This window comes from Haloferax marinum, assembly GCF_009674625.1.
GTDB classification, from domain to species: domain Archaea; phylum Halobacteriota; class Halobacteria; order Halobacteriales; family Haloferacaceae; genus Haloferax; species Haloferax marinum.
The window spans coordinates 145,823-172,714 of record NZ_WKJQ01000002.1; the positions used below are offsets into that span (position 1 = coordinate 145,823).

The following is a 26,892-nucleotide window of genomic DNA, read 5'->3' on the forward strand; positions in this document are numbered from 1 at the left end:
ACCACAGTGGGTCTGTTCTGCAGCACGGATCGAAGCGGTTGTGGATGGCATCGATGTTCAAACCATCGACAGTAGTTCTCTTTGTTATCGCTGACCTATACGGCTCCGAAGCGGCATCGTATCCAGGTTAGATTGTGCGTATCCCTAAACAATCGAGACGTGTAGTGGGTCACCGGAACGCTTGTGTTTCGGCGTCGTCCGACACTGCTGTCTCGCGTCTCTGTGTCGAGATACTGTCTGCCCGTCGGACGCTCTCTGCTTCTGCCGTGGTGGTTCGTACTGCTTCTGCCGTGATGGTGATGGCTCGTAAGCTGTCGCGTCTGAACCCGAATAAAATCGATTACCTCGTCGCTCGCCTCGTTCCGACTGAACCGGTGTCGATTATACGACTCGCTCAGCTTGTTCGTCGTCTCGGTGTGACCCATCGCTTCCTCTCACCTCTGGGTCGGTCGGCCGAGCGGAACTGTCGAACACGTCTGGGGTGGTCCCTACCTGTTGCAGATGCTCGTTCAGTCGCTTGTCGAGAAGCATCGCACTCCCGAGCGCGAGGACGCCGCCGAATATTCGGATGACCGACCCAGATGGCCGACTCTGCTCGAGAACTCCTCGGCTGAATCGAACGACGCCTGCGAGGACGCTCAGAACGCCGATAACGTACGCGAGCACGGGTGCGTACTCTCTCTTGTCGAGGTACTTCACGCGAAGCCTCCAGACGAAGTCCTTGAGGAGGAGGAACGAGAGTCCAGGAACGAAACTCGAGTACCTGATGCCACTTTCTTCGTCACCGTATCGGGCGTACATTGGGACCGTCGCGACCCGTTTCTCGGCGACGTTCAGGTGAACGAGGACGTCGTTCAGGAACCCGTACTTGTCGTACAGGCGGTCGAGATCGAGTTCGGCGAGTGCGCTGGCCGAGATGGCCGTGTACCCGTTTTGCGGGTCACGGATGTGCCAGTAGCCACTGGCGATACGTGTCAACCCCGACAGGAGCGTGTTTCCGAAGAGTCTCCACGGCGGCATTCCATGCCAGTACGACGGCCCAGCGAGTCGGTCACCGACGGCGTAGTCTGCTGTTCCGTCGACCACGGGGTCGATAATAGTCGTGAGGATATCTGGGTCCATCTGCCCGTCGCCGTCCATCACGACGATGATGTCCATGCCGTCTTCGAGGGCACGTTGATATCCGGCCTTCACCGACGCACCTCGACCACGGTTCGTTGGGTGTCTGATAGCGACGACCCGTCCCGCCGTCAACTCACCACCATCAGCCGTCAATTGGGTGGGTTCTCGCGCTTCACTTCGGTGGTCCACGCTGTCGTTCACACGCGCTGCGTGGACAGTTATCTCTCGCCACGTCCCATCTGTCGAGTGGTCGTCGATGACGTACGTCCGGTCGACGAACTCGGGAATCGTGTCGATGACGGTTCCAACGAATCGTTCTTCGTTGTACGCAGGGACGACGACCCCGATGGTCTTATCGAGGTACACTGTTCACCTCCCGTGTGTCGATTGTCGTCCGTCGGTCACCGTACGGACTCACGACTGAGGCTAGTCGTACCTGCGGGGGCGAAACGAAGGACGGAGTAGATAGTGACATCGGTACTTACGTCCGTTCTTTGTACTGTTGGTGGCTTTGTTAGTCGCGACAATCATCTTGAAAAAAGTGAATGTCACAAAAAATTGAATGTAAAGAGTGGTCTATCAATTGTCTCTCAGAGAAGAATGTCTGCGACTCTGTCAAATGTATTTGTAACATCAGCAACGTCTGACAGTCAGTAATACTGGACAATCGGTCCGACCGAGTAGCGCACGGACATGGACGTGAAAATATCCTGTAGACCTCCGTCACAGCGTCCGTTCAGACAGGATGCCGAGAACAGAGCGACTCGGTTCGTATCGGTGTTCTCTCGCCTACTGAACGCCGTCTCTCCGAACTGTCGGCACGATTAGACGGTTAGTTACCGCTGAACGAGGACGGATTCTCCGTCGAGAAGTAGAGTCGGGGGAGTGTCGAGTCGAATCGAGTCAGGTTGGGACGCGCTGGCTCAGTCGGTGTTCATCTGGTGGGTGTCCGACTTCCCCAGCACGTCGGTCTTCTGGGTGCCTGAGGAAGGCGACGTGGACGAGGAAGTGAAGGAACGGTCCGGGGTCGTCGAGATGAAGGTAGTCGAATCGTGGTTCGAGGGCTATCGAAGAGGCCACCTCCCAGAGTACCTTCGAGAGTGCTGGCCGTTCGACGAGTGGTGAATCGTCGCTCACGACACTCCTGAGATGGTTGAGTTCACCCCACAGGTAGTGAGTTCCGGTCCCGAGATTGTAGCCTGGTGTGACGAGGTGTTTCTGTCCCGTCGCCACCAACCAGTAGTAGTAGGGAAAGTCCGCACCGCTCCGCATTGCCGATGGAACCGACTGCCAGAGCCGGGGATTCAGTTCGATTATCTTGAACTCTCCCGTCTCGGCGTCTTGGAGGTATTCGATACACGCCAGTCCATGCCACTGGAGGTGGTCGAGAAGTGCGCGACCGACGGCTTCGAGCTCTGGGATGTACACCGAGCGCCGATAGACACCACCTCCGCCCGTGTAGGAGTCACCGCGAATCTGGCGGTGTTGGAAGGTTGCAACTGCCTCTCCGTGGTCGTAGATGGCGCCGAACATGTACTTGTCTGCAGGAGGAACGTAGTCTTGGACGATAGGGTCGTGTTTCATCTCGGCCAGAATCTCACTCTGGTCTACGTCGTCACCGGGCCCGACGTGGACGACGCGCTTGATGATATCGTAGTCTTCCGGACCGAATCCTTCGACGTAGTCTCCAGTGAGGATGTTGAACCGTGGTTTGACGATCGAGGGGACCTCGAACTCGCCGACCTCACTGAGGAGTCGTGTTCGCGCCATCGGGACACCGGCCGCCTGTGCGGCATCGAAGAGGCGCCGTCTGTCGTGGACCGACTGGAGCATGTCGAACGGTTGAGCGACGAGTCTCGCGTACGCGTCGAATTCGTCGTAGTACTTCGAGAAGATGTACGCGTCTTCGGGACGAGCGGGCACGATTACCTCGACGTCGGGCCGTGCAGCGATACCCACCAGTGCGTCTTTGTAGCTGACGAGTCCGTCGCTCGGGGCAGGGATTCGAACGACTTCGTCACAGAACCGCGACGACTTGACTGGGGTGTCGTCGTGTTCGGACGCGACGACGGTCCGGATGCCGTTCTTGCCGAACGACCGAATAATCGCGTAGTTACCCGACGTAATGAGCACCGATTCTTTGTTGTCACTCCGCCTTAACATGAATAATTCGACACGTGATGGATGAATTAGTATGACTAAGCTAACCAGATTGTCTGTCGTGTGCCGACAAACTGAATTGTCTCTTTTCAGTGGTTGTCAGCGTCCCTAACGTGTCGCCAGCACAGACTGTCGGTTGGAGTCACTCACGTTCGATATTCACCTTATAACCCCGCTCGACCACCTGAAACTGGTAATATCGGGGGATTCGTCTCAGAATTCCTGTTGGTGAGAACTGCTAACAGAGGAGTTAAGCTCGTCTTACAGACACAGTTCGACGACCGCGTTTCGGTGGTGGCCCCGAGACGTGAGCGAAAACGAGTATGTTTGCCGAAACCCGTTAGCGGGGACCTGTGAAGGCCGTGATTAGAGTACGTCGTCGTCCAGACCACCGGGGTCGCCGGCGGTGTCGAATAGGTTGTTCTGGGCACTCTGGACGAAGTCCGATTGGACACCGCCTTCGTCGTCCATGGGGGCGCCGTAGGCGTCCATCCCCATGGAAAGGAGCTCTTCGACGGCCTGTTCTTCACTAATGAACTCTTCATCGACGAGTTGTTCGAATTCGACGAGCAGTTCGTCCGGGAGGTTGACCTCAACGACGGGCATACACCGGGGTTCGTGCTCAATGTACTTGAGCAACCGGGTGTGTCGAGGCTGTGTGCACGGCCACCATTGAGCGCGCCTGCACACCCGAAACGCTCGGTGTCGTGGCGGTAACCGCGTGTATTATCAACTCTCGTTCGGACTGTCAACGCAGACGACTGTGTGCGATTCGATACTCGGACACGGAGACATCGACAGAGGACCACGACGTGACACGTGACACGGACGACTCGAGAGGCGACGATTCGACTCCTCCAACGACGGATGGACTCGGGTGGCTTCCCGAGCGAATCGAACTCCCGAGTGAGGAGTGGGTCATCTATCCACCGGGAGAGCCACGTCCTGCAAACTTCGCGCTTCGCTTCGAAAAAGAAGTCCCGTCTGTCCTCGTCGGAACCGAGTCTGGTGACCCGCCGAGTGTCCACGTCCTCCCCCACCCCGGTGGACTCTCTCTCTCTGCCCGCTTTGGCGGTATCGTCGACGAGTCAGTCCGCGAGTTCGAATCACTGGCGTCACACGACCGGACGAAGCAGGTGGCTTCGTGGGTTCAGACGTGGGTCCGCCGCATCGACGAACAAGCAGAACGAGCACGTATCTGTTCTGCGTGTGACCCCGTCCCCAACGCTGGTAGTCGGGTGGCAGACGCACTCTACGAACACTTCGGGAGCGCCGACGCTGTCGCCGCCACCATCGTCGAACGGGACACCACCGCACTTCGTGCTGTCCCCGGCGTGGCCCAGCAGATGGCAGACCAACTCGTCGTCCACTACGGGAGCGACACAGAGTGGGATTACTACCGGCAGCGACACCACCGGGATGCGACACCTTGAGCCCCGAGAGGTGAGTCAAACGACGATTTGACTCTTGAATAGGGTTATTCTCTCAGCGGCCAACGTATGGCTATGTCACTGACACGTCGGAATCTCGTGCGTTCAACTGCCCTCCTCTCACTCGGGTTCGTTGCTGGGTGCCTGGGTGATGGGGGTTCGAACGGCGGAGGGTCGGACACTGACGACACGCCAGACTTTCCGGACACCACCGATACTGGAACTGACCCTGCCGGCGGAACCCGTCCGACTGGGACTGGTGGGCCGGGTATCTCGCTCACCGGGGTCGATGCGGTTCCCGACACCCCAATCGAACCGACGGTCGACGTCGTTCGAGACGTCGCCACCGACGACCACCCGCCACAACTTCAGATTACGTTGACGAACACGGGCGACGAGACGGTCGAAGTCGGTGAGGGACGAGCTATCTTCTTCCAGTACGTCTCCGACGACTCGCGCGAACTCATCTTGTTGCCCGCCGGTGAGACGTATCCCGCCGAACCGGGGTGCTGGCGACTGGACGAACCGATTGCGGTCACCGAAGAGTACCGAATCGAGTCGTTCGAACCAGGAGAGTCACGCTCGAAACTGGTCGACCTCTACGGGGCGGCCAAAGACGGCGGAGAAGACAGTTGCCTCCCAGTCGGTGTGTTCCGATTCGGTACGACGTACACCGTCGGCGGCCTCTCTGGTGGAGACGAAGAACGGACAGACGCCCAGTGGGGCTTTTCGCTCTCACTCGAATAACGTCTCGACGAGTGCAACAGTGTCGACGCTGATTGCTGTTTTCGGACGGTGCCCTGAGTAACTACCTCCTGTTCGGGCGCCCCTCGTGGACGGACACTCCCCTGTCTCACCCGAGGGATAGCGTGATATCGATTTACTCCTTGTACTCAGTGTAATGAACGCCTTCCGAACGGGAGTTGCCGTGCTTGCACTCTTGTTGCTCGCGGTCCCTGTGGCCGCACACGTCCCGAGCTTCCCCGTCGACAACACGACGCCAGAGCGGGCAGTAGCCGTCCCAGACCCGGTCAAGTCGTGGTCGTTCTACGACCGTCTCGGCGCGGGCGAGGTGAAGTACTACCGAGCGTCGTTGGACGCCGGCCAGCGGTTGGAAGTCGGAACGTTCACACCGCAGTCGGGCGCGTTCACACCATCTGTCGTCGTTATGAGTCCGTCTCTGAATGCCACCGACGACGTCCCTGCGGGGGTAACCGTCCCCGACGGAATGGGTGCCGTTGTCGTCGAGGGAGAACGGCCCACGAGCGCGACGTACGAGCCCTTTGCACCGTCTGCCAACTATCAGACGGCCCGCGTCACCATGCCTGTGGAGGAAGAGACGACGTATCTGGTGGCAATCTACGAACCAACGGGCCAGTCAGGCCCTGCTGGCGTCACACTTGGCTACACTGAATCGTTCTCGCTCGTTGAGTACGTGTCAGTCCCGTTCGACCTCGTTCGGACACATCTCTGGGAGGGGCAGAATCTGTTCGTCGCAGTCGGTCCACTCTTCCTCGTCGTCCTCGGTGGACTCGGGTTCCTTCGTGCTCGGTGGGAGCGCGCGTGGACCAACGCTCCTGTTCGTGTCCTTCTCGCTGTCGCTGGACTCGTAATCGTCGGGAGCGGGGTGAATACGCTCGCTCAGATGGTGCTCGCGGTGTTGCGGACCGGTCCGACCTCCGCTGTACTCGTCACTGCGGCGTTCGTCGTCGTTCCACTCCTGTGTGGTGGGTGGGTCCTGTGGCTTGCACTCCGTGACGAACCCACCCTGACCATGGGTACTCGTGTTGGACTCCTCGTGTCCGGCACCCTCGCGCTTCTGACGTGGGCCGGTTTCATCGTCGGGACCGTGATTCTCGTTGCTGTCGCAGTGACCCCAGCACGGTTCGTTCGCGACCAGTGACTCCAACATGGTTCGTTCGCGACTAGTGACCCACGCAGTTCGCTCCGCGTCAAGACTCGGGGTAAGCAGTCTCGGCGCGACCTCTCACCACGTGTTCGGACACTCACCACGTATCGGCCGCTTCCAATAGTCTGCTCGTGAGTCTCTGTTCGAGCGGACTCGAAAGTGGTTGGAGTCGGAACCGTACACTGGACGCGATGGTATTTCTTGCCTGATAGTCGCTGCCGAACACAACGTGTTATCTAGATGAACACTTATCCACGATGCGAGCGTCTAACTGTCGGTATGAGAGCAGCGCTATACCACGATAGAAAAGATATCCGTGTCGAAGACGTCGACGAAGGGTCCGTCGGAGACGGACAAGTCCGAGTCGACGTCGATTCGTGTGGAATCTGTGGTTCAGACCTCCACGAGTACACTGCCGGCCCAATCTTCGTCCCTGTCGGCGACCCGCACCCACTGTCACGGGAGACAGCACCGATTCGAATGGGACACGAGTTCAGTGGCACTGTCTCTGAAGTCGGTGCATCGGTTACGGGCCTCGAGGTTGGCGACGCAGTCGCCATCAACCCAATTCTTAGTTGTGGTGAGTGTCGACAGTGCCGGGAAGGGAACTATCACATCTGTGACTCGATTGGGTTCCTCGGTCTCTCCGGCGGGAACGGTGGATTTGCAGAGAGTGTCGTCGTCGACGAACACCACGCCGTCCGACTCGGCGACGACGTTCCACTCGAGTACGGTGCGTTAGTCGAACCACTGGCCGTTGGATTACACGCCGTTCGTCGGTCGGGATTACAAGCCGGTGACTCCGTCGCAGTCTTCGGAAGCGGACCAATCGGCCTGTCAGTGATACAAGCCGCACGAGCGGCCGGTGCCGGAACGATATACGTCTCCGAACCGCGAAAGGCGCGCCGTGAGCGCGCAGCGGATTGCGGTGCCGACGAACTCATCGACCCGTCGAGTACGAACGCCGTCGAGTACATCACTGAAGCAACCGGTGGTGGTGCCGACGTGACGTTCGAAGTCGCAGGTGTCGAAGCTTCGTTCAACGACGCGATTCAGAGCACGAGACCGAGCGGGACGACGACGATCGTGAGTATCTGGGAAGGCGAGGTGAGTACTCACCCGAACAACCTCGTACTCGGTGAGCGGACAGTTACGGGAACACTCGCCTATCTGGGCGGTCCGCGCTCTGCTGAGGAGTACGGAATGGTGATAGAGATGCTCGCCAACGGCCGAATCGACCCCGAGCCGTTTATCACCGGCCGAATCGGCCTCGAAGAACTCGTCGAAGATGGCTTCGAACAACTCCTCGACCCCGAGAGTGACCACGTGAAAATCCTCGTCAAACCGAACGAGTAACGCACGTCGTCGAACCGAACGAGTCACCCTCGTCGCCGAATCGCACGAGTCACCCTCGTCGCCGAATCGCACGAGTCACCCACGTCGTCGAATCGCACGAGTCTTCCACGTCGCCGAATCGTACGAGTCATCCACGTCGTCGAACACGAGTCGCTCGGTTCACTCTCGTCGGTTTTTGGGAGGAACAGCAACCTCACCAGGGCACAGTATCATATTACAGGACGAGCGTAGACTTTCTATGGCCGCGAACTGTCTCTCGCTTCGGGTGGGTCACGAATGAGTCACCCCGTCCGACTCGGCGTCGACGTCGGCGGTACGTTCACCGACGTCGTACTGTCGACTTCCGACGGTGAACTCGTGACTGCCAAAGTCCCGACGACCGGCGACCAGAGCGTCGGCGTCGTCGATGGAATCGAGAAGGTCTGTGGAGACGCCGGCATCGACCCGAGCGACGTGGACACGTTCGAGCACGCGATGACTGTCTCGGTCAACGCCCTCCTCGAAGAAGACGGTGCGAAGACGGCACTCGTCACGACCGAGGGGTTCCGCGACGTTCTCGAAATCGGCCGACAGGCGCGGCCCAACCTCTACGATATCACGGCCGAAAAGCCCACACCACTCGTCCCCAGACGCCGACGGTTCGAGGTGGCAGAACGGGTGACCATCGATGGCATTCGCACCCCCGTAGACGAACGGGACGTCGCCACCCTCGCAGACGCGATTCGTGCGACGGGGGCAGAGAGCGTCGCTATCGGTCTCCTCCACGCCTACCAGCACCCAGAGAACGAACAGGTCGTCGCCGCCGTCCTCCGCGACGAACTCGACGTTCCGGTCTCTGCGTCGCACGAGGTGTTGGCCGAGTTCCGCGAGTTCGAACGAACCTCGACGACCGTCGTCGATGCGTACGTGACGCCCGTCATCGACGCGTACCTCGAGCGACTCGAAACTCGCGCGGCAGAACTGGGCGTCCCCACACCCCGAATCATGCAGGCAAACGGCGGTATCGCTCCCGTGAGGTCGGTCCGAGACCACGCGGTGACGACGACGATGTCCGGCCCTGCCGCCGGTGTCGTCGGCGCGGCAGAGGTCGCTGGAACTGTCGATGTCGACGGCCTCGTGACGTTCGATATGGGCGGCACGTCGAGCGACGTGAGTCTCGTCCGCGACGGCGAGATCGCCCAGACGACCGACGCCGAAATCGACGGTCGCCCGGTCAAGACGCCGATGGTAGACGTGGAGACGGTCGGTGCCGGGGGCGGGTCGGTCGCGTGGGTAGACACCGGTTCTGCGCTTCGCGTCGGTCCGAAGTCCGCCGGTGCCGACCCAGGACCAGCGTGTTACGGTCGCGGTGGGACCGCCCCGACTGTCACCGACGCGAACGTCGTCCTCGGATACATCGGCGCGAGTTCGGCACTCGGTGGCGAACTCTCGATAGACGAACGGGCGGCCGAAGATGCGCTGTCGTCACTCGCTGACGAGACCGGTTTGGACAGCGCCGTCGACGCCGCGCGTGGCGTCTACCGGGTCGCCAACGCCAACATGGCGCGTGCGATACGGTCGGTGACGGTCGAACGCGGTCACGACCCACGGGGATTCGGCCTCGTCGCCTTCGGCGGTGCAGGGCCGATGCACGCCGCCGCACTCGCTGAGAGCCTCGGAATCGAAACCGTCGTCGTCCCTCGTGCCTGTGGCGTCCTTTCGGCGTACGGATTGCTCGCCGCCGACGAACGACACGACACTGTGCGGACGGTCCGAACTCCACTGGGCTCACTCGAGACGGCGGGCATCGAGCGTATCTACGGCGAACTCGCCTCCGACGTACTCGAAGACGTATTCGACACCGACGCAGCAGTCGTCAGACGTACCGCCGACGTACGATACGTCGGCCAGAGCTTCGAACTCACCGTCTCCGTGCCGGAGACGTTCGACGCGGACGAGGTCGCCGGCCGCTTCCACGACGCCCACGAACGAGTCTACGGGTATCGAATGTCCGACCCCGTCGAACTCGTCAACGTCAGAGCGTCGGCAGTCGTCGAACGCGACGCCCCACCCGTCGTCTACCGAGGTGGGGACACCGTCCGAAAAGCGACTCGAGAGGTCGTCTTCGGCGATGGTCTCTACGAGACACCGGTGTTCGACCGCGACACGCTCCCAGCGCGCGCCGACGTCTCTGGTCCGGCTATCCTCGAACAGGACGAGAGCACCGTCGTCGTCCCGCCCGAGTGGCGTGGAATCGTCGAGGCCGACGGAACCCTGGTCTTGACGCAGAGGGGTGAGGGCGAATGACCGACATCGACCCCGTCACACTCGAAATCATGCGCAACCAGTTCGAGAGCGTCGCCGAGGAGATGGGGCAGGTCCTCGTCACCTCGTCGTACTCTCCGAACATCAAGGAGCGCCGCGACTGTTCGACGGCGATGTTCGACGCCGAGGGCAGACTCGTCGCACAGGCCGAGCACATCCCAGTCCACCTCGGTGCGATGCCGGAGGCCGTCGAGACCGTGCTCGAATACGACCCTGTGCCCGGCGACGTGTTCGTCCTCAACGACCCGTTCGAAGGGGGACACACCTTCCAGACGTGACGATGGTGTCGCCGCTCGCTATCGACGGCGAGATACTGGGATACGCTGTCTCGCGTGCTCACCACGCCGACGTCGGCGGGATGACCCCCGGAAGCATGCCCGCTGGAGCGCGCGAAATCTACCAAGAGGGACTTCGACTTCCGCCGGTCCGACTCGTCGAGGCGGGCGAACTCGACGACGACGTCCTGTCTATCATCTTGGCGAACGTTCGAAACCCCGGTGAGCGCCGTGCCGACATCCAGGCGCAGATAGCCGCGAACGAACGAGGTGGGGACCGTCTCTCGGACCTCGTGGGCGAACACGGTGTCGAACGCGTTGTCGCCGCCTTCGACGCTGTCCTCGATTACTCGCGAGAACGTGTGACCGCCGAACTCCGTGAACTGCCAGACGGTGAGTACCACGCCCGCGACGTTCTCGAAGGCGACGGCGTCACCGACGACGATATCTCTATCCACGTTTCGGTCACCATCGAAGGCGACTCTCTCAGTGTCGATTTCGACGGCACAGCACCACAAGTCGCTGGCAACGTCAACGCACCGCTCGCAGTGGCCAAGAGCGCCGTCTACTTCGTCGTCCGGTGCGTCACCGACCCCGAAATCCCCCGAATGCGGGCTGTTACGACCCAATCGACGTGTTGGTCCCCGAGGGGTCGCTCCTCAACCCGTCACCTCCTGGCGCTGTCGTCGGTGGTAACGTCGAGACGAGTCAACGAGTGACCGACGTGGTCCTCACCGCGCTCGCAGACGCCGCGCCGGAACGCGTCCCTGCGCAGGGACAGGGAACGATGAACAACCTCACGATAGGAAGCCGAACCGGTGGCGACGGCGGATTCACCTACTACGAGACCATCGGCGGTGGGTTCGGCGGGCGAGCGACCGGTGACGGGATGGACGGCGTCCAGGTCGGGATGACGAACACGCTCAACACACCTATCGAAGCGCTCGAAGCCGAGTACCCGATGGTCGTAGAGGAGTACAGTCTTCGCGAGAACAGCGGAGGTCGTGGGCGATACCGCGGCGGACTAGGTCTCGTCCGTTCGGTCACTGTCGAGACGGACGCGACAGTCTCACTTCTGACCGAACGCCGGCGTGTTGCTCCGAAGGGAGTCGCCGGCGGCGAAGACGGGGAAGTCGGGAAGAACGTCGTCCGGGCTCCCGACCTGTCCGACGATGGCGACGAATCCGAGTCGGTCGGAGACGAAGACGCGTTCGTCGTCGGGTCGAAGGTCACCCGTGACGTGCCCGCCGGCACGACTGTAACCATCTACACGCCCGGCGGTGGTGGATACGGTGACCCAGTGAGACGTGCTCGGGAGGCCATCGAACGCGACAGAGCAGACGAAAAGATGGAGTGAACGGTTTCAGTAAAGGGTGGTCAGATTTCCCCGCTGTTACGTATCGCAGTATTCAGTTTACCATCGCCTGCTCGGACGCCGCTGTTCCGTCGGCGTCGAACACGGCGGCCAACTTCTCACGCATCGCCCGTCTGCGGAACGACCGACGTCGCTCCTCCGAGAGATAGTTCGACATGACGACGTCGGCGCTCTTCGACCCCTGGTCGGCCGCCACACCCTCCAACTGTGAGAGCATCTCTTCGACCGCTTCTTGATACGCTGTGTACCAGAAGCGTCGGCAGAGTTTTGCAGTCGGTGTCTCGCCGTCGACAGTGACGCTGGCGTCACGCGCGAGGCGCTTGAACCGTCGATTGACAGTCTCGCGGGCGATGTGCCCCGTCGAGGAGCGAGACGATGGAAAGAGTGCACCGTTCCACTCGTCGTTCGAGAGCGACTCGATGCGCTCGGCGACGGCGTCGACGCCGTAGAGCAGCGCCACCGTCCCTGGTCCGTTCTTTCGCTCCTCGAACGAGATGTGCGGGTCGTCACCCGTCAGTGTGAGTTGCGATGCGTCGAGCGACGCGAGTTCGTTCGGCCGGAGCCCCCACCCGGCGAGTCCGAGTACGAGCAGCCGGTCTTCGAGGTCTGTCGCGGCGGTGTACACCGCTCGGACTTGCACGGCGGTCATCGTACGGTTGTCTGGTTGTCCTTGCTCCCAACGGAACTGTTTGGCGGCGTTTTCGACGGGGTTGTACCGAGCACGCCGGAAGTCGACGAGGTAGTCGTAAAAGGCACGAACTGTCTGGAGATATTTGAGCTTCGTCCCGTCTGTCGCGAGTTCGTCGTCGAACTCGTCTAAGACTTCGAGACAGCGTGTAATCTCGTCGGGCTCGGTGTCTCGGTCGTCGAGGCTCGTGAGGAGGTCGGCGTCTCCGTGGAGGTCACGATAAACGCGAGCGAACCGTGCAAGATGCGTTCGCCGGGTTGGGATGGTCGAGTCTGCAAGCCCACGACGGGATTCGAGCACGTCGAGGTACGACTCGAATGCCTCGATGGTCGTGTCGTCGTCGAGGTTCCAGTCGTACCCTTCGTCGGCCGTGTCGTGACCGAGGCCGACGACGTCGACGAAGAACTGACGCGGTGTGAGGTCGTGCTTTTCGCGTAACGCGTAGGCGATTCCCGACCAACCGTGGTCGGTCAACCACTCGTACGTCGGCACGTCGCGCGTTGGGTCCATCCCGTCGCGGTCCATCGCCGGTGCGATGGTGTCCCAGTAGAACGACTCGAGTTCGTCGAGCGACTTCCGCGACCAGTTCACGTGGGACCACCTCGGCCGTGAGCTACGTATCGGATTTCGGGTCCCATCGGTATGGTTTCACGGCGTCGCGGAGAGGGATTAATACTTTCTCTTGGACGGATGGGTGCCTCCGTCGTGAGTCGCTGACGTGGTGCCGAAACAGGCCACTCTCGGTCCGATAGCGTCCCATAGTGGTGCGGGCAGACGTGAGGGTTTCAGAACCTGGCTGTAGTTCACAAACACGACAATACCAATTTAAAATATTTGATTCACGACAACAACTCGCTCGGGCCGTTTACCACTACCAAAACTTTGGCGACGGCCTTCTCCCAGGTAGACACGTGGCCGTCTGGCCCAGAAGGTGACTGTGTCGTTTTGGGCCGTGGCCGCAAAATCTGAATTGAGTAACCTCGTTGCAGAAACAAGGTTCCTGGCTACCAGATGGTTTATGAGCGTTGGACAGGGAAGGGAACCGTCAGTAAATAGAATAGCTATGCTATATTATCTGGTAGTATGGTATTGTTAATATTGGACAATAGCGTTTGTTTCTCAGCCTGTGTAGACGCTCGTTCCCTCGTGGTCGGGAGTCGCGTGGCTGGGGGAGTCGTTCTAATCGAGTGCGAGACGAACAGTGCCCGTTGCTCTAGCACTGTTCTGGACGCACCGACGGACGAAAATAGAAACGCAATCGAAGGCAGCCGAGTCTCGCCGATCGACCACTCGGTCGGTGATCAGTCGTCGGTGGGCGTCGGGTTATCACTCCCTGCCTTCGACTCTCCGTCGTAGGTGGTGAACAGTTCTTCAGCTGAATCGTCGTACCGGTTTTGGAAGTACTCCTTCGCGGCGACGTACGACGTATAGCAGATGACGAGGAAGAACAGGGTAAACGGAAGTGCCAGCACGGGTGAGAAGGACTCGATGGCACGCGCACCCGGCAGTTCGAGCGTCATCACGCCGAGGAAGGCGAGGACGAGGCCCCACCACGCACGGTTGCGAGCGTTCGGTTCCTCGTCGCCGATGTTGATGGACGACAGCATGAACACGGCCGAGTCGAGCGAGGTGAGGAGGTAACCTGCCAACACGAGGACGAAGAGCACGCCGAGAATCGGCGTCAACGGCGTGATGTTGATGGCTTCTGCGAGTGCGGCAGGGATACCGTTCTCGGACAGTGCAGTCGAGATTGGACCTTTGTTTCCAGGGGCCAGTGCCCACCCGGCGAGGATGCTGTGTTGAATCACCAGGAAGAATGCTGGGGCGACACCGAGTACGAAGAACGTCTCGCGAATCGTCCTCCCCTTGGAGACACGGGCGACGAAACTCCCGGAGAAGATGCCCCACGCGGCCCACCAGGCCCACCAGAAGCTCGTCCACTCCTGTGCCCAGGTCCCCTCACTGACAGGACCGGTGTACAGCATCATACGAAGCATATTGTTCAGCCAGACCCCGACGGCGTCGATGCCGAGATTCAGGATGAACATCGTCGGACCGATGACGAGCAACATCGCGAACAGCAGGACGATGAGGCTGACGGTGATTCGGGCCATGTTCCTGATGCCGTTACGAAGGCCGAGCCAGACGTCGCCGATGAAGACGAGGCCGAGGGCACCGAAGAGACCGAGGGTCACCACCTCTGACCCGACGCCGTATACCGAACCCATGATGGTCGAGAGTTGGTTCCCGATGAACCCGAGTGTGGTTGCCAACCCACCGACGATTGCGACCATCGCGGCCAGGTCGGTAATCCAGTAGACTGCACCGTACTTCTCACGGTCGAGGAGTGGTTCGAGCATCGAACTGATCTTGTACTCCTCGGTTCCTCGGGTGTAGATTATCAGTCCGAAGGCGATGGCGATGGGCATATACCACGCGATGAGCCCTGGAATGATGTTGTGGAGGAACATGAAGGCGAGAGCCACGCTCTCGATGGGTGCGCCTGCGATTGGAACTGGGTTCGGTGGACTGTTGACGATGTAAATCGGCTCTGCGACTCCCCAGAAGATAACCGAGGAGGCAAAGCCAACCGTGAACACCATCGAGAACCACGAGTAAACGTCGAATTCGGGTTCTGCGTTTTTCCCTCCGATTCGAAGCCTCCCGTATCGTCCGAACGCGAAGAACAGCATCACGAGCGAGAGGATGAACCCGAGTGCGATGAACCACCACCCGAAGTTCAACAGCACGAAGTCGAACGCGGAGTTCATCGTGTTACTCAGTAGTTCTGGCCTGAGTGCACCCACACCAGCTAGCCCGACGACCAGCCCGATTGTGAGGAAAAACAACCCCCGTTCAGATCGATTCGCCTCTTCCAACCCTAGTGTGTGCCAGAGTCTCATGACAGATAGTGACATATGTTCAATATCCCTTAAAATTTACGGGATTTATAACTATTGTTGATTGGGTACTTTTGACGGAGATCTCTGGACCTAATTCAGGGTGGCGCTCGGTTTCCTGTCTCATCTCCGGTCGAATCTGCGCACGTCGAAATACCGATGGTGCCTGACGAGAGCTACTCTCTACTGGCGGGTTCGACGACCACCTCTCACGTCGTGGCATCGGCCGACGCTGACGCTCACAGGTGTGAGGAGGGACAAATAATCTCGACGAGTGGGTTACTCGTCTTCGTTCCAGTGGTCGAACAGTTCTTCTTTGGTCTCGACGTCACCAGACGGGAGTGCGTGGTTGATGACGTAGGACCCCTCTTCGTGGTTGTTGTCCCACATATCCTGGTGGGCTTTGGGAGCGTCTTCCCACGGCGTCAGGTGCGTCTGTGGAACGTCGAACACGTCGAGTTCGATCTCCTCGTTCATCTTCCACACCTCGTAGGTGTTCTTCATGTGGGTGCCGAAGATCTCCGTCGTGGGCATGAAGATACGCCGCTGGCGCATCCACACCTGCGGTGCGTAGAAGGAGTAGCGGTTGCCTCGCATCTCCTCGGAGAAGACCACCGACCCCTGATAGGGGGCAGAGAGCATCGTCGAGACGGTGAGTGTGTTCTGTCCGGCGCGCTCGAAGACGACGTCCGGGTTGCCACGGGGGTTGTTGGGTGTCGCGAGGAACTCACCCGTCGCGATACCCAGCGGCTTGAACATCTTCCCCATGTACGACCCCACTGCCGACGCGAGTTCGTCCGGTTGGGATGGTGCCGGGAGTTCGGGGAGTGTATCGAGATACTCGAAGCGGTCACTCTGTTCTTCTATGGCTTCGAGGCTCACCGCCCCTTCGACGTCGTACTCCGATTCGACGTACTCTGCTTGTGCGGCCGTGTCAGTCAACACGGCGACACGTGCGTTTCGTTCGAGGCCAGCTTCGATGGCATCTTCGCCGACGTCGTCGTACGTCCCTTCGATGTCCTCTGGGGTACCGTACCAAACGAGGAGGCCATCTCCCGCGTTGAGCCCTGCACGGGAGTAGACGTCGTCAGGGGTGGTTGCTTCGCCCTTCCCCATGAAGGCCATCTCGTAGCCAGTCGAGGCACCGAAGAACGTGAGTCTGCCGCCCTCGCCGAGCAGTTGATACGAGCGAGAGAACGCCTCGGCCCCGGCGTGGGAGACGACGTAATCCGCGAGTTCACCGTCGTTCTTCTCGCGGAACTCTTCGAGGAGTGGTTCGCCAGCGGCCTCCCAGTCGTCCCACTCGTCGGGGTCGTTCGGTACCATCCGCATCGCGTCGACGAGGTCCGCCTGTTTCCGATTAATCGTCGCGTCGGCACCGTTTTCTTTCGCCCGCGCTGCTCGTTCGTCACTGGAGACCAGTCCGGTGATGTCGAGGTTTCGACTCTTGGCCATCTGCACCGCGTCGCGACCGGTTCCGGTCGATGCACCTTCGACGAACAATCGACTTCTCGGTTCCACGTCGAGCGTGTTGAACAGTGCTCGGTAGATCGTCCCCATCGTGAGGATGTAACTTCCGGCTTTCGCCAAGTCGAGGTTCTGCGGGGGTTTGAATAGCTGTGTCCCCTGTGCGACCATGAACTGTTGGTGGGAGCCATCCGGCGTCTGATATCCCTGGATGGTGAAGTCCGAATACATGGGGTCTCGACCAGCCTTCGGGTCGAGCGCGTCGAACTGGCCGGCGTACACGTTCACCATGTCTCCGACTTCGATACGGCCCTGCTCGTCGAGGCCGTCGCCGGTTTCGACGACGAGTGCGAGACCACCCGACCCGGTGATGTGCCAGTCTCGGTCGTGCTGTTGGAATGTCGAGACCGGAATTCCGGTGACGGCCCACGCGTCGTTGTAGTTCACCTCCGACGTGAGCATGTACAGCAAGGCCTCGTTTGGTCCGGGGTCTTCGACCGGAATGACGATCTCCTTCTCTGCGCCATCCTCCACGGGTTCGCCATGGTCCGGTTCGCCAGTCTCGTCGTCAGCGGTGATTCCCCACGCGAACTGGTAGTCCGGAATCTCGGTCTCTCCGGGTTCGATTGCGGCGTTTCGAGGGAGCAGTTCTCCGTTCTCGATGAGTTCAGATATCGGTGCGTCGCTGGTTTCGACTGGTGGTGTCAGCTCTGTCATGGTCGGTCTCTGTGGTCGCTGCCACAGATAGTGATTCGGAACTTACACTCGATGATTATAAAAGTAAGTTTCGACAGCTGTCTAAGACGTCACTCCGTCAGATGGGACTCGACTAACCGATGGAAGTGGTGGACTGCGTGTTCGTTTGGACCGAGGCGGCCCTGTGCGAGTGCGCCCGAAGAGAGGCCCTCGAACTGGCGTTCGACGAGTTCGAAGTCCTCGGCTTGTAGCTGGTAACTCGTCTCGATAATCTCCTCGCGGTCAGCCGTTATGTCCTCGTCTTCGAAGTAGTAGTCTGCTCGAAGCACCGTCTGTGTGGTGCTGAGTGGGTCGATGCTGTAGACCGCACACCCGTTGCCGGCCTCGTAGATGTTGATGGTCGTATTCGGCCAGATGAAGTAGAAACACGTCTCTCCGACCTCCTGTCGCTCGTCGTCGAGAATCGGTGCTCGCTGGGTTGAGTAGTACTCGTCCAACTCGATGTCGTACTCCTGCATATCGACTGACCGGACGAAGTCTGGATGGTTCGCGTGACAGTGGTCACACTCCAGATAGTTGCTGACCATCACCTTCCAGTTGCAGTCGAGTTCCTTCTCTCGTGTGTGCGCCAGCGTGAGTCCTCCGACGTCGTACGATTCGAGCCCATCGGACACTCCTGTCACCATCTCCGCGAGTGGGTCTGGGTCGGCAGCGAGGCTCACGAAGACGAACGGGCCGAGTGCTTCAGCGTGAACCGCGTGGAGACTGTTCTCCTCAGCGTCGAATCCGTCGACGTCCTCGTCTTCGAGTGCTGGGTTTCGAACGGCGTTCGCGAACTGTGCAGGGGTGCTACAGAGCGCCCCGTCTTTCTCGAACGTCCACGAGTGGTACGGACACTGGATACGGGTCGCGTTTCCGCATCCCTCGAGTAGTTTACTCCCGCGGTGCGGACAGACGTTGTCGTACGCCTGCAACTCGCCGTCGTCGTCACGGATGACCACCACCGACCGCCCGGCGACGTCGGCGGTGAGATAGTCCCCCGGCGATTCGAGTTGGTTCGAACTCCCGACGTACTGCCAGGATTCAGTGAAGACGTTCTCCAACTCGTCTTCGAACACGTCCGGGTCGGTAAACGCGGATGCCGGCAACGCGTTCATCTCCTCGAAACTCTCCGAGAGACTCGCTGTCTCACTCTGGTTCCACTTCGCCATGTATTGACACAATTCGGCTATCTATCATAAAAAATGTGGTGCGAAATGACTGCTCACTGTGCGAGGAGGACGATCGCCCCGACAGCGAGGAGAAGGCCGCCAATCTTCGTCGGCTTTGCGGGATTGCCGACCACGACCAGGTCGTACACCGTGGTCACGAGGAAGTACAACCCGGCGATTGCCGCGGTGACGCTCCCGCCTCCCATCGAGAGAGAACGGTAGAACGCCAACGTACCGATTCCCATGGCGAGTCCTCCAGCGAGTCCGAAGACGATACCCCAGACTGAGTGAACCGAGGACGCCGTGTCGTGGCGAACCACGAGTACGATAGCCAGACCCGCGGCGTACGTGAGAAGAACGACGGGCGCAGCCTTGGCGTAGTCCAGTGCGTAAGTCGCCAGTATCGCCCACAGTCCCCACGAAACCATGGCGACCAGTGCGAAGGCGATATAGTTCGAAAACATGAGTGGATATCAGTGACCTGTTGTCAAATAATTCTACTTACTCGAACGGTGCTTTGCTCACTCTTCGGTATCCCTCAGGGTGATGCTGGCGTCGACGATAGCGGTTCCGTCTTCGTACGCGAACACCGGATTCAAGTCGAGTTCGGAGATTTCGGGATACTGTTCGACGAGGTCCGAGATACGAAGCAGAAGGTCGACGAGTGCGTCACGGTCGACGCCTGGTGTACCGCGCGCGCCGTCGAGGAACGACTGGCCATCGATTTCGTCGAGAAGACACTCTGCATCGTATTCGGTCACCGGTAGTGCCCGGAACGCGACGTCGTCCAGCACCTCGACGAACACGCCACCGACGCCGAACATCAACGTCGGTCCGACTTCGTCGTCGTCGACGACACCGACGATGAACTCTGTCCCTTCTTCGACCATGGGAGTGACGAGGACGCCTTCGACGTCTGCGTTAGGGTCGTACGCGTTCGCGCTCGTGACGAGTCTGTCGTAGGCCGCCTTCACGTCGTCGTCACCTTCGACGTTCAGTGCGACGACCCCCGCGTCGGTCTTGTGGACGATATCCGGTGAGGAGACTTTCATCGCGACTGGACCGTCGAACGCACTGGCGAGGTCGATGGCCTCGCCGGGTGTCGTGGCGAGTTCGAACTGGACGCTTCCGATACCCGAGTCGGCGAGTAACCGTCGGGAGTGGAACTCCGAGAGGGTCCCGGTCTCTTCGCCTTTCCGTTGGAGGACGTTCTCCGAGTGGCGCCCTCCGGTCGACCGGTCGTGTCGGAACGTGGACTTCTGGTCGCTCGACGTCAGATGGGTTCCGTACTCCACGAGTTTCTCGAGTGAGGACACGGCGGTGTCGATAGACCCGTAGGTCGGCACCCCCGCCTCTTCGAAGGCGGTCAGTGCTGGTGACCCCTGCGTGCCGTAGATACAGTGGACAGCAATCGGGACGTCGTACGCTTCGGTCAACGACGCGATGTCTCGTGCGACATCTGGCTCCTGGTCCGAGGTATCGTCGCCGGGGCCGTACGTCTCGTATGCTCCGAACGCGCCCGTCAGGAGGAGGGAGTCGACGTTCGGGTCGCTGACGATCGTTTTCGCGCACTCGTAGAATATCGAGAGGTCCCCTTCGCCTTGCAGGCCCATGATGTCCACCGGGTTCGAGAGGTTTGGTGCGTCTGGGACGAGTTCACGGAGTCGCTCCCGCGTCTCCCGTGTGAGTTCAGGGAGTTCGAGGCCAGCGTCCACGATGGCGTCTGCGCCGAGCGTCGCGTTTCCACCACCGTCGGTGAGGATGGCGACGTTCTCACCTCTCGCTGCCGGCAACTTCCCGAGGGCGTTCGCAATCTGGACCGCTTCGTCCGAGCGCTCGGCACGCACGACGCCGGCCTGTCTGTAGGCGGCGTCGACGACTGCCCCTTCGCCGGCGAGCGAACCGGTGTGCGAGGCGGCGGACTTCTGGCCTGCCTCCGTGACGCCGCCCTTCACGGCGACGATTGGTGTGTCCGCGACCCGTTTTCGGGCCTCGCGAAGGAATCGGCGACCGTCTGACATTCCATCGACGTAGAGGACGATTGCGTCGGTGTGCGCTGCCTGGTCGAGGTAGGGAAGATACTCGTGGAACTGCAAGTCGGTCTCGTTGCCGATGCCGACGTTGACGCTGAAGCCCACCTCCGGGAGTCCCGCCGCGTGTGACCCGAATTCGAGAGCGACGTTCCCGCTCTGAGAGAGGAGTGCGAGGTTGCCTTTCGGGAGGTCGTATCCACCGAGGAGGTTCATCCCGGTGTGGAAGTTTGCGATTCCCTGTATGTTCGGGCCGACGAGTCGAACGCCGTGATTCCTCGCCGTCTCGAGGACACGTTCTTCGAGGCCGTCTTCACCTACCTCGCTGAATCCTGCGGCGATGACGACGGCACCGGCGACTCCCGCCGCTCCGCAATCTTCGAGGACCGAAGGGACGATGTGTGCCGGTGTCGCGACGAACGCGAGGTCGACCTTGTCTGGAATCGCCTCGACCGAGGGGTACACCTCGTGGCCGCGAATCTGGGTGTCGTACTTCGGGTTGACTGGATAGATTTCTCCGTCGTATCCCGAGGATTCGAGGTCGACGAGTGTTTGGTGGCCACGTTTCGATGGCTCTTTCGATGCACCGACGACGGCGATGCTCTCGGCTTCGAGAATCTGTGAGAGCCTGTCCGTCTCTCCTTGCTGTAGTTGGTTACCTGTCATCGTTGACTGCAATGGTAGTCGCTGCTTGCATACTCCGTGCGAGTCCGTATCATGACAATCTCGATTGACGTGTATAAATCTTGGTCAGGATTCTCCCCTACGGCTTGTTCTCCCCGTGCATCCAGTCCAGTGCCGCATCGAACCCGTCTTCCTCCTGAATTTCGTAGAACCGCTGTCCTTCCTCTGTGAGCGACGTCAGGCTCGCGAGGAATTCCGTGTTCTTGTTCCCAGGACGGTATCCCTGTACTTCCATCACGTCGTTCAACCGATGTTTGAGGATGGTGACTACCGGTTTCGGCGTCTTCCGAAGCGCCTCTATCTCCGTCCACACTTCGTCGATCAGTTCGTCGTGTGGAACACACCGGTTGACCATCCCCATTCGAGCGGCTTCCTCTCCGGAGACCATCTTCCCCGAGTAGAAGAGTTCGCGTGCGTGTTTGATGGACCCCATCACGAACGGATGAACCAACGTCGCAGGCAGTCCTCCCATCCTGACGTCTGGATAGCCGATTTTGGCTCGCTTCGTCGATATCGTGAGGTCACAAATCAACGCCGTGTTGGCACCCCCAGCGAGGGCGTAGCCGTCGACAGCCGCGATGACCGGCAGGTCCAGTTCGTAGATGGTCTTGATGTGTGTGTACGACTCCATCGCATCGAGCCACTCTGAGACCGAATACTCACGTTCGTCGGTGTCGTCGTCGTCCAGGTCGTAGCCCGCAGAGAACGCGTCTTCGCTCCCTCTCAGAACGACAGCGCGGTTCTCCTCGTTCGATTCTGCACGCGTCACCGCCGATTCGAGTTCGCTAATCATCGGCTTGTGGAGGGTGTTCATCTGCTCGGGCCTGTCGAACGTGATGACGGCAGTCCGTTCCTCTTCGTAGTAGTCGAGATGCTCGTACCGAACCATCGTTCGTGACAATTCGACGGTGAGGTAAAAACCTTGGTGTAGCATGACATGTCTCGAGAGTCGGTGACCGGCCGAGAGGGGTCCTGCTTCACACCGAGGGATAGGCGTCCTCGATTTTCGACTCTAGCTCGTCTATGTACTCCGTGAGGAGGCGTGGAATCCGTTCGTTGTACACCTCGTCGGTCATACGGTACGCGGGTGCAGTGATGGAGATGGACCCGACCAACGACCCGTTCGGATTCCGAACACGGCGACCCACTGCACGCATTCCGTCCGCGTACTCCTGGTCCGAGAACGATATCCCTTCTGCTCGAATCGTCTCGAGTTCCTCGCGTAACGCCGACTCCGTCGTCAGCGTCCGCCTCGTTCGCTTCGGGAGGCCCCACTTCTCGATGATACTGGAGACGCGTTCGTCGGGGAGTTCGGCGAGAATCGCCTTCCCTGCGGCGATGCTGTGGAGGTGATAGTACGCACCGGTGTTCACCGTGCCGTGGCCTTCCGAAATTTGCTTCCCGTAATGACTGTGTGGATGGTACGATTCGTGCACGACGATACCTCGGCCGTCGTTTTCGACGACGAGGTCGACCTCCTCTTCCGTCTCTGCTGCGAGTTGTTGCACCGTCTCGGCCGCGAGCACGTGCTCGACTCTTCGTGACCGGGCGTGGACACCGAAGTTGAGGAATTTCATCCCGAGGGAGTACCGTTCGCCCTCCTTGTCGACGAACCCGTGGTCTGCCAGTGTCGTCAGGTGTTTGTGTATGGTGCTACGAGACAGTGGGAGTTCGTCCGCGAGCATGCTGAGTGACGCCCCTTCACGCTCTTTGATGACCGCTAGTATCTCGAGCGAGCGTTCGGTCGTGGTCACCTTCTCGTTCGCCATGCGCTAGCATCTCTCAGTATATGTTAAAAGAATATCGCCATAGTAGTGTTTTATATACTCTGTGTTATGGTGAGTCATGGCAGCTGATACCCCACGAACGCTTCGGTGTCCCCGACTGTCCCCCGCTATCGGGGGAGTGGCAGTTCTCACCGAACATACACAATATTCGGACACTGGGAGACGAGTCTTCCGCAGACGTGACCTGCGAACTTCGACGTGTAGACCAGCCCAGGCACCGTAACAGTGGTTGGTCCTCCGACCTCGACTGACCACCCTGAGATAATTACAGACATACATCTGTAATGCCTCCGCGACAGGGGGTAGTGTCGTCACCGTCGAACCTGGGTCGTTCGAGCCACCCCCGTGGAGTCACGAACATCATGATTAAAACTGTTCGAACGTGTCGGATTCGAGACGACGGTCGTTCGGGGTGTAACCCGAGTGTGATTGGCGTCTTGGTTGCCCCTTCGACAGCGCGAACGCAATCGTCTCTTCCACTGTAGTGGTGGGTGGGTAGAAGATGCGTCTTCTCCCAATGGTCTCTCAGATATGTTGGGAATAAGATAGTGTATGGTATCCAATATTTATTCTACTACTGCTCAGCCAGGAATATATTGTGACATTACGGGGTCAGCAGACAAGACTCGTATGAGTGAGCATCCCGTTTACGTGCTGTCTACTCAACTGGTAGTATATGCTGTATTGACGCTTGAAGACACGTGAGTGAACTCCTGTGGGATTTCAGTGGACGCTCATACTGTGCTCGATGAGAGGGCTAGTGTCAGATTATAAATATTCACCTGTACTGCTACCTAATATGTCTCTTCTCTATATGTGTCGAACTACTGAAAATGATTCACTCGCCCTCGTCTATTCGGGACCCGTGCTTTCGATACGGCTTTGACCGATACCCACCTCTATGGAAAATCAGGTAGTGAACACCGAGCGACGGGGCGCGTTTCGGGTATCGATGGTCCGGTGTTGGGGCTGGTGTACGAGTTGGCGTTGGGACCGAGGGCATGATTATATGACAGTGACGCATCAACTGGTGATAGATACTGCCATGACCGAACACGACGGGAGTCACCCATCTGAGTCGCGGACTCCCGACAAGGAGTCACCCGTCTCTCTGGACCCCTCGATAGACGTCGGGAAAGCTGGCGACGAAGTGACGGTCCTCGAAAGTGGGACGGAACTCGAACGCACGATCGACTTACGCGGCGGACTCGCTATCGGCGTCGGGACGATGGTCGGGGCCGGAATCTTCGTCTTCCCTGGTATCGCAGCGGGCAACGCTGGTCCCGCTGCTGCGGTGTCGTTCGCTATCGGGGCAGTCGTCGCCCTCCTCGTCGCGCTTCCAACCTCTGAGTTGGCGACGGCGATGCCCAAGAGCGGCGGGGCGTACTACTTCGTCTCGCGTGGCATGGGCGCGCCGTTCGGGGCCGTCGTCGGAATCGGCCTGTGGTTGGGGCTCGTCTTCGCGTCGGCGTTTTATCTCGTTGGATTCGCACAGTACGCCGTCGCCGTGCTCGAAGAGATCGGCGCGTCTGCACTCGTCGTCGAGACAGTTCCGTTTCTCACGGTGCTCGGCGTCGGGTTCGGCGTCCTCTTGACGGTTCTCAGCACGTTCGGGACGGAGAACACGACGAAACTACAGAACGGAATCGTGAGTCTGCTCCTCGGCATCTTACTCATCTTCCTCGTCTACGGGTCGCTCGACACGCTCGGTCTGTTCGGCCGCGAGACGGTCCCAGAGCAGTTCGCCCCCTACGGCACGTTCAGTATCCTCACCACCGCAGCACTGGTCTTCACTTCGTATCTCGGATTCGCGCAGGTTGCGACTGTCGCTGGCGAGATAACGAAACCTGGGCGCAACCTCCCGCTGGCGATGATTGGCTCTGTCGCTATCGTCGGAACGCTCTACGTCGTGACGATACTCGTCTCGACGGGGACGTTCGGGAGCGGCCGACTCGCCACCTTCGGTGAGACGGCTATCGTCGAAGTCGCCCGGTCGTATCTCGGCCTCTCCGGCGCAATCGCCATCTTACTCGCAGGTCTGCTCGCGACAGTCTCCAGCGCGAACGCGTCGATTTTGAGTTCGTCGCGTGCGCTCTACGCACTGAGTCGCGACGCGCTGGTCCCTCCGCAGTTCGGACGCATCAACCTCCGGTACGGGACGCCGCACATCGCACTCATGCTCGTCGGGGGACCGACGGTCGTACTCGTCGTCGTCGGTCGAACGGAGGTGCTGGCAGAGGTTGCGTCGTTCCTCCATCTCGTCTCCTACGGACTCATGTGTGTCGCGCTCGTCGTCCTCCGGCGCTCTGACCCCGAGTGGTACCAACCCTCGTTTCGCGTCCCTGGGTATCCTCTCGTTCCAATCCTCGGGGCGATAGCGAGCTTTGGTCTCTTGGCCTTCATGCAACCGCTCTCGCAAGCCGTTGGCGTGGTCGTCAGCGTCGCCGCGCTGGTGTGGTACTTGATTTACGCTCGCGGTGTCGAACTAAAGGGGGTGCAAGCGGATGCGTAACACGACCGAGGTTCGGGTTCTCGTCCCGGTCGCCATCCTCAAAGGACAGGTGATACCGGACCAGATGATTCGCCTCCTGTCTCACTCTGCTGTCGTCCTTCTCGGATACCACGAGATACCCGAACAGACCGCCCCGGAGCAGGCACGCGAACAGTTCGAAGGAAAAGCACAGGCCGAACTCGCTGACCTCGTAGAGGCGTTCGAGTCGTGGGGCGGAACGGTCGAGACCAGACTCGTCTTCACACACGATTCCGACCAGACGATAGAACGCATCGCGACAGAGGCCGACTGTGACGCCGTCTTACTCTCGAACCCGGCGCCGTCTATCGACCGTATCATCGTCCCGATAAAAGAACGAATAAACCTCGAAAGCATCGCCAAAGTCGCCGCTGGCGTCAGTCGGCAACACGACGTCGAAATCACGCTGTTTCACGCGGCAACCGAGGAAGCGAACGTCTCTGACGGCGAGGTACTTCTCGGGGAAGTTTCTGACGAACTCACCACCCTCGGTATTCGGAGCGACCAGCTGTCGAGAGTCGTCGTGGTCGCTCAAAACCCACTCCAAGCACTCGTCGAGGCGGCGTCGACACACGACGTCGTCGTCATCGGCGAGGAGGAACCGACGATTCGTGGCCGATTGTTCGGTGAAACGTCTGAGCGAGTGGCAGAACAGACCGTCGGCCCAGTGCTCGTCGTCCGCCGGCCAATCGACCCGGTCGACGACGACGAAACGGGTCTTTAGCGGCCGATATAGTTGTGGATTTAAGACAATACTGGGCGACGAACCTATACAACATTCCCCACAAGATACTCCTCCCACAGCCGACAATATCACGACACTTCAGCGAGTTAAACTGATACAATTTTTAAAAATTGTAAAAATTGTAGTCGTATTCCGGCTCTGAATCCTGTAACTCAGCTCTTTCCTCGGTCTCCGATGCCTTGTCACTCGACTCGATCACACTCTCCGAACATCACTCTCTCAT

The 26,892-nt window shown here is 59.6% G+C and carries 18 protein-coding genes and 1 pseudogene; 8 read left to right on the top strand and 11 right to left on the bottom strand.

Annotated features, from left to right (window positions below; genetic code table 11):
* Window positions 1-381 precede the first annotated feature (381 nt).
* The 3 genes from GJR99_RS16285 to GJR99_RS16295 all read right to left on the bottom strand — a co-directional run bounded on the left by GJR99_RS16285 (window position 382) and on the right by GJR99_RS16295 (window position 3,888).
* Window positions 382-1,488 (bottom strand): glycosyltransferase family 2 protein, encoded by a 1,107-nt coding sequence (locus tag GJR99_RS16285; RefSeq protein WP_225317672.1) that lies wholly within the window; start codon window positions 1,486-1,488, stop codon window positions 382-384.
* 537 nt (window positions 1,489-2,025) lie between these two features.
* On the bottom strand, window positions 2,026-3,285 hold the full coding sequence (locus GJR99_RS16290; protein WP_191967163.1) for a carboxylate--amine ligase: 1,260 nt from the start codon (window positions 3,283-3,285) through the stop codon (window positions 2,026-2,028).
* A 363-nt stretch (window positions 3,286-3,648) separates the two neighbouring features.
* Entirely contained in the window at window positions 3,649-3,888 is a 240-nt protein-coding gene (locus GJR99_RS16295) for a DUF7120 family protein (RefSeq protein WP_151114113.1), read from the bottom strand.
* Window positions 3,889-4,094: 206 nt separating this feature from the next.
* Between GJR99_RS16295 and GJR99_RS16300 the strand changes: the two genes are divergently transcribed.
* The 6 genes and pseudogenes from GJR99_RS16300 to GJR99_RS16325 all read left to right on the top strand — a co-directional run bounded on the left by GJR99_RS16300 (window position 4,095) and on the right by GJR99_RS16325 (window position 11,913).
* Complete coding sequence (locus GJR99_RS16300; protein WP_151114114.1) at window positions 4,095-4,715, top strand: hypothetical protein; 621 nt, start codon at window positions 4,095-4,097, stop codon at window positions 4,713-4,715.
* Window positions 4,716-4,787: 72 nt separating this feature from the next.
* Window positions 4,788-5,459 (top strand): hypothetical protein, encoded by a 672-nt coding sequence (locus GJR99_RS16305; RefSeq protein ID WP_151114115.1) that lies wholly within the window; start codon window positions 4,788-4,790, stop codon window positions 5,457-5,459.
* A 154-nt stretch (window positions 5,460-5,613) separates the two neighbouring features.
* Entirely contained in the window at window positions 5,614-6,615 is a 1,002-nt protein-coding gene (locus GJR99_RS16310; RefSeq protein WP_151114116.1) for a hypothetical protein, read from the top strand.
* Between the two features lie 285 nt (window positions 6,616-6,900).
* On the top strand, window positions 6,901-7,977 hold the full coding sequence (locus tag GJR99_RS16315) for a 2,3-butanediol dehydrogenase (RefSeq protein ID WP_151114117.1): 1,077 nt from the start codon (window positions 6,901-6,903) through the stop codon (window positions 7,975-7,977).
* Between the two features lie 276 nt (window positions 7,978-8,253).
* Window positions 8,254-10,263: a hydantoinase/oxoprolinase family protein gene (locus GJR99_RS16320; RefSeq protein ID WP_151114118.1), complete on the top strand. Its 2,010-nt coding sequence runs from the start codon at window positions 8,254-8,256 to the stop codon at window positions 10,261-10,263.
* A gap of 62 nt (window positions 10,264-10,325) precedes the next feature.
* A pseudogene (locus GJR99_RS16325) lies at window positions 10,326-11,913 on the top strand (hydantoinase B/oxoprolinase family protein).
* A gap of 52 nt (window positions 11,914-11,965) precedes the next feature.
* Here the strand turns inward: GJR99_RS16325 and GJR99_RS16330 are convergent.
* The 8 genes from GJR99_RS16330 to GJR99_RS16365 all read right to left on the bottom strand — a co-directional run bounded on the left by GJR99_RS16330 (window position 11,966) and on the right by GJR99_RS16365 (window position 23,376).
* A complete protein-coding gene (locus GJR99_RS16330) occupies window positions 11,966-13,210 on the bottom strand; it encodes a tyrosine-type recombinase/integrase (RefSeq protein WP_151114119.1) in 1,245 nt (414 codons plus the stop codon).
* A gap of 710 nt (window positions 13,211-13,920) precedes the next feature.
* On the bottom strand, window positions 13,921-15,522 hold the full coding sequence (locus GJR99_RS16335; protein ID WP_151114120.1) for a BCCT family transporter: 1,602 nt from the start codon (window positions 15,520-15,522) through the stop codon (window positions 13,921-13,923).
* 276 nt (window positions 15,523-15,798) lie between these two features.
* On the bottom strand, window positions 15,799-17,703 hold the full coding sequence (locus GJR99_RS16340; RefSeq protein ID WP_151114121.1) for a zinc-binding dehydrogenase: 1,905 nt from the start codon (window positions 17,701-17,703) through the stop codon (window positions 15,799-15,801).
* 89 nt (window positions 17,704-17,792) lie between these two features.
* Window positions 17,793-18,893 (bottom strand): aromatic ring-hydroxylating oxygenase subunit alpha, encoded by a 1,101-nt coding sequence (locus GJR99_RS16345; protein ID WP_151114122.1) that lies wholly within the window; start codon window positions 18,891-18,893, stop codon window positions 17,793-17,795.
* Between the two features lie 53 nt (window positions 18,894-18,946).
* On the bottom strand, window positions 18,947-19,357 hold the full coding sequence (locus tag GJR99_RS16350; RefSeq protein WP_151114123.1) for an EamA family transporter: 411 nt from the start codon (window positions 19,355-19,357) through the stop codon (window positions 18,947-18,949).
* Between the two features lie 57 nt (window positions 19,358-19,414).
* Window positions 19,415-21,589, bottom strand: coding sequence for an acetate--CoA ligase family protein (locus GJR99_RS16355; RefSeq protein ID WP_151114124.1), 2,175 nt, complete (start codon window positions 21,587-21,589; stop codon window positions 19,415-19,417).
* Between the two features lie 97 nt (window positions 21,590-21,686).
* Entirely contained in the window at window positions 21,687-22,496 is an 810-nt protein-coding gene (locus GJR99_RS16360) for an enoyl-CoA hydratase/isomerase family protein (protein WP_191967164.1), read from the bottom strand.
* 88 nt (window positions 22,497-22,584) lie between these two features.
* The gene (locus GJR99_RS16365) at window positions 22,585-23,376 is read right to left on the bottom strand and encodes an IclR family transcriptional regulator (protein WP_151114126.1); all 792 of its coding nucleotides are present in this window, start codon (window positions 23,374-23,376) and stop codon (window positions 22,585-22,587) included.
* 1,063 nt (window positions 23,377-24,439) lie between these two features.
* On the opposite strand from GJR99_RS16365, the gene GJR99_RS16370 reads away from it, so the two are divergent.
* Together GJR99_RS16370 and GJR99_RS16375 are read left to right on the top strand one after the other, a co-directional pair.
* Window positions 24,440-25,906: an APC family permease gene (locus GJR99_RS16370; RefSeq protein WP_151114127.1), complete on the top strand. Its 1,467-nt coding sequence runs from the start codon at window positions 24,440-24,442 to the stop codon at window positions 25,904-25,906.
* On the top strand, window positions 25,899-26,648 hold the full coding sequence (locus tag GJR99_RS16375; protein WP_151114128.1) for a universal stress protein: 750 nt from the start codon (window positions 25,899-25,901) through the stop codon (window positions 26,646-26,648). The genes GJR99_RS16370 and GJR99_RS16375 overlap by 8 nt, the downstream gene beginning before the upstream one ends.
* Window positions 26,649-26,892 lie beyond the last annotated feature (244 nt).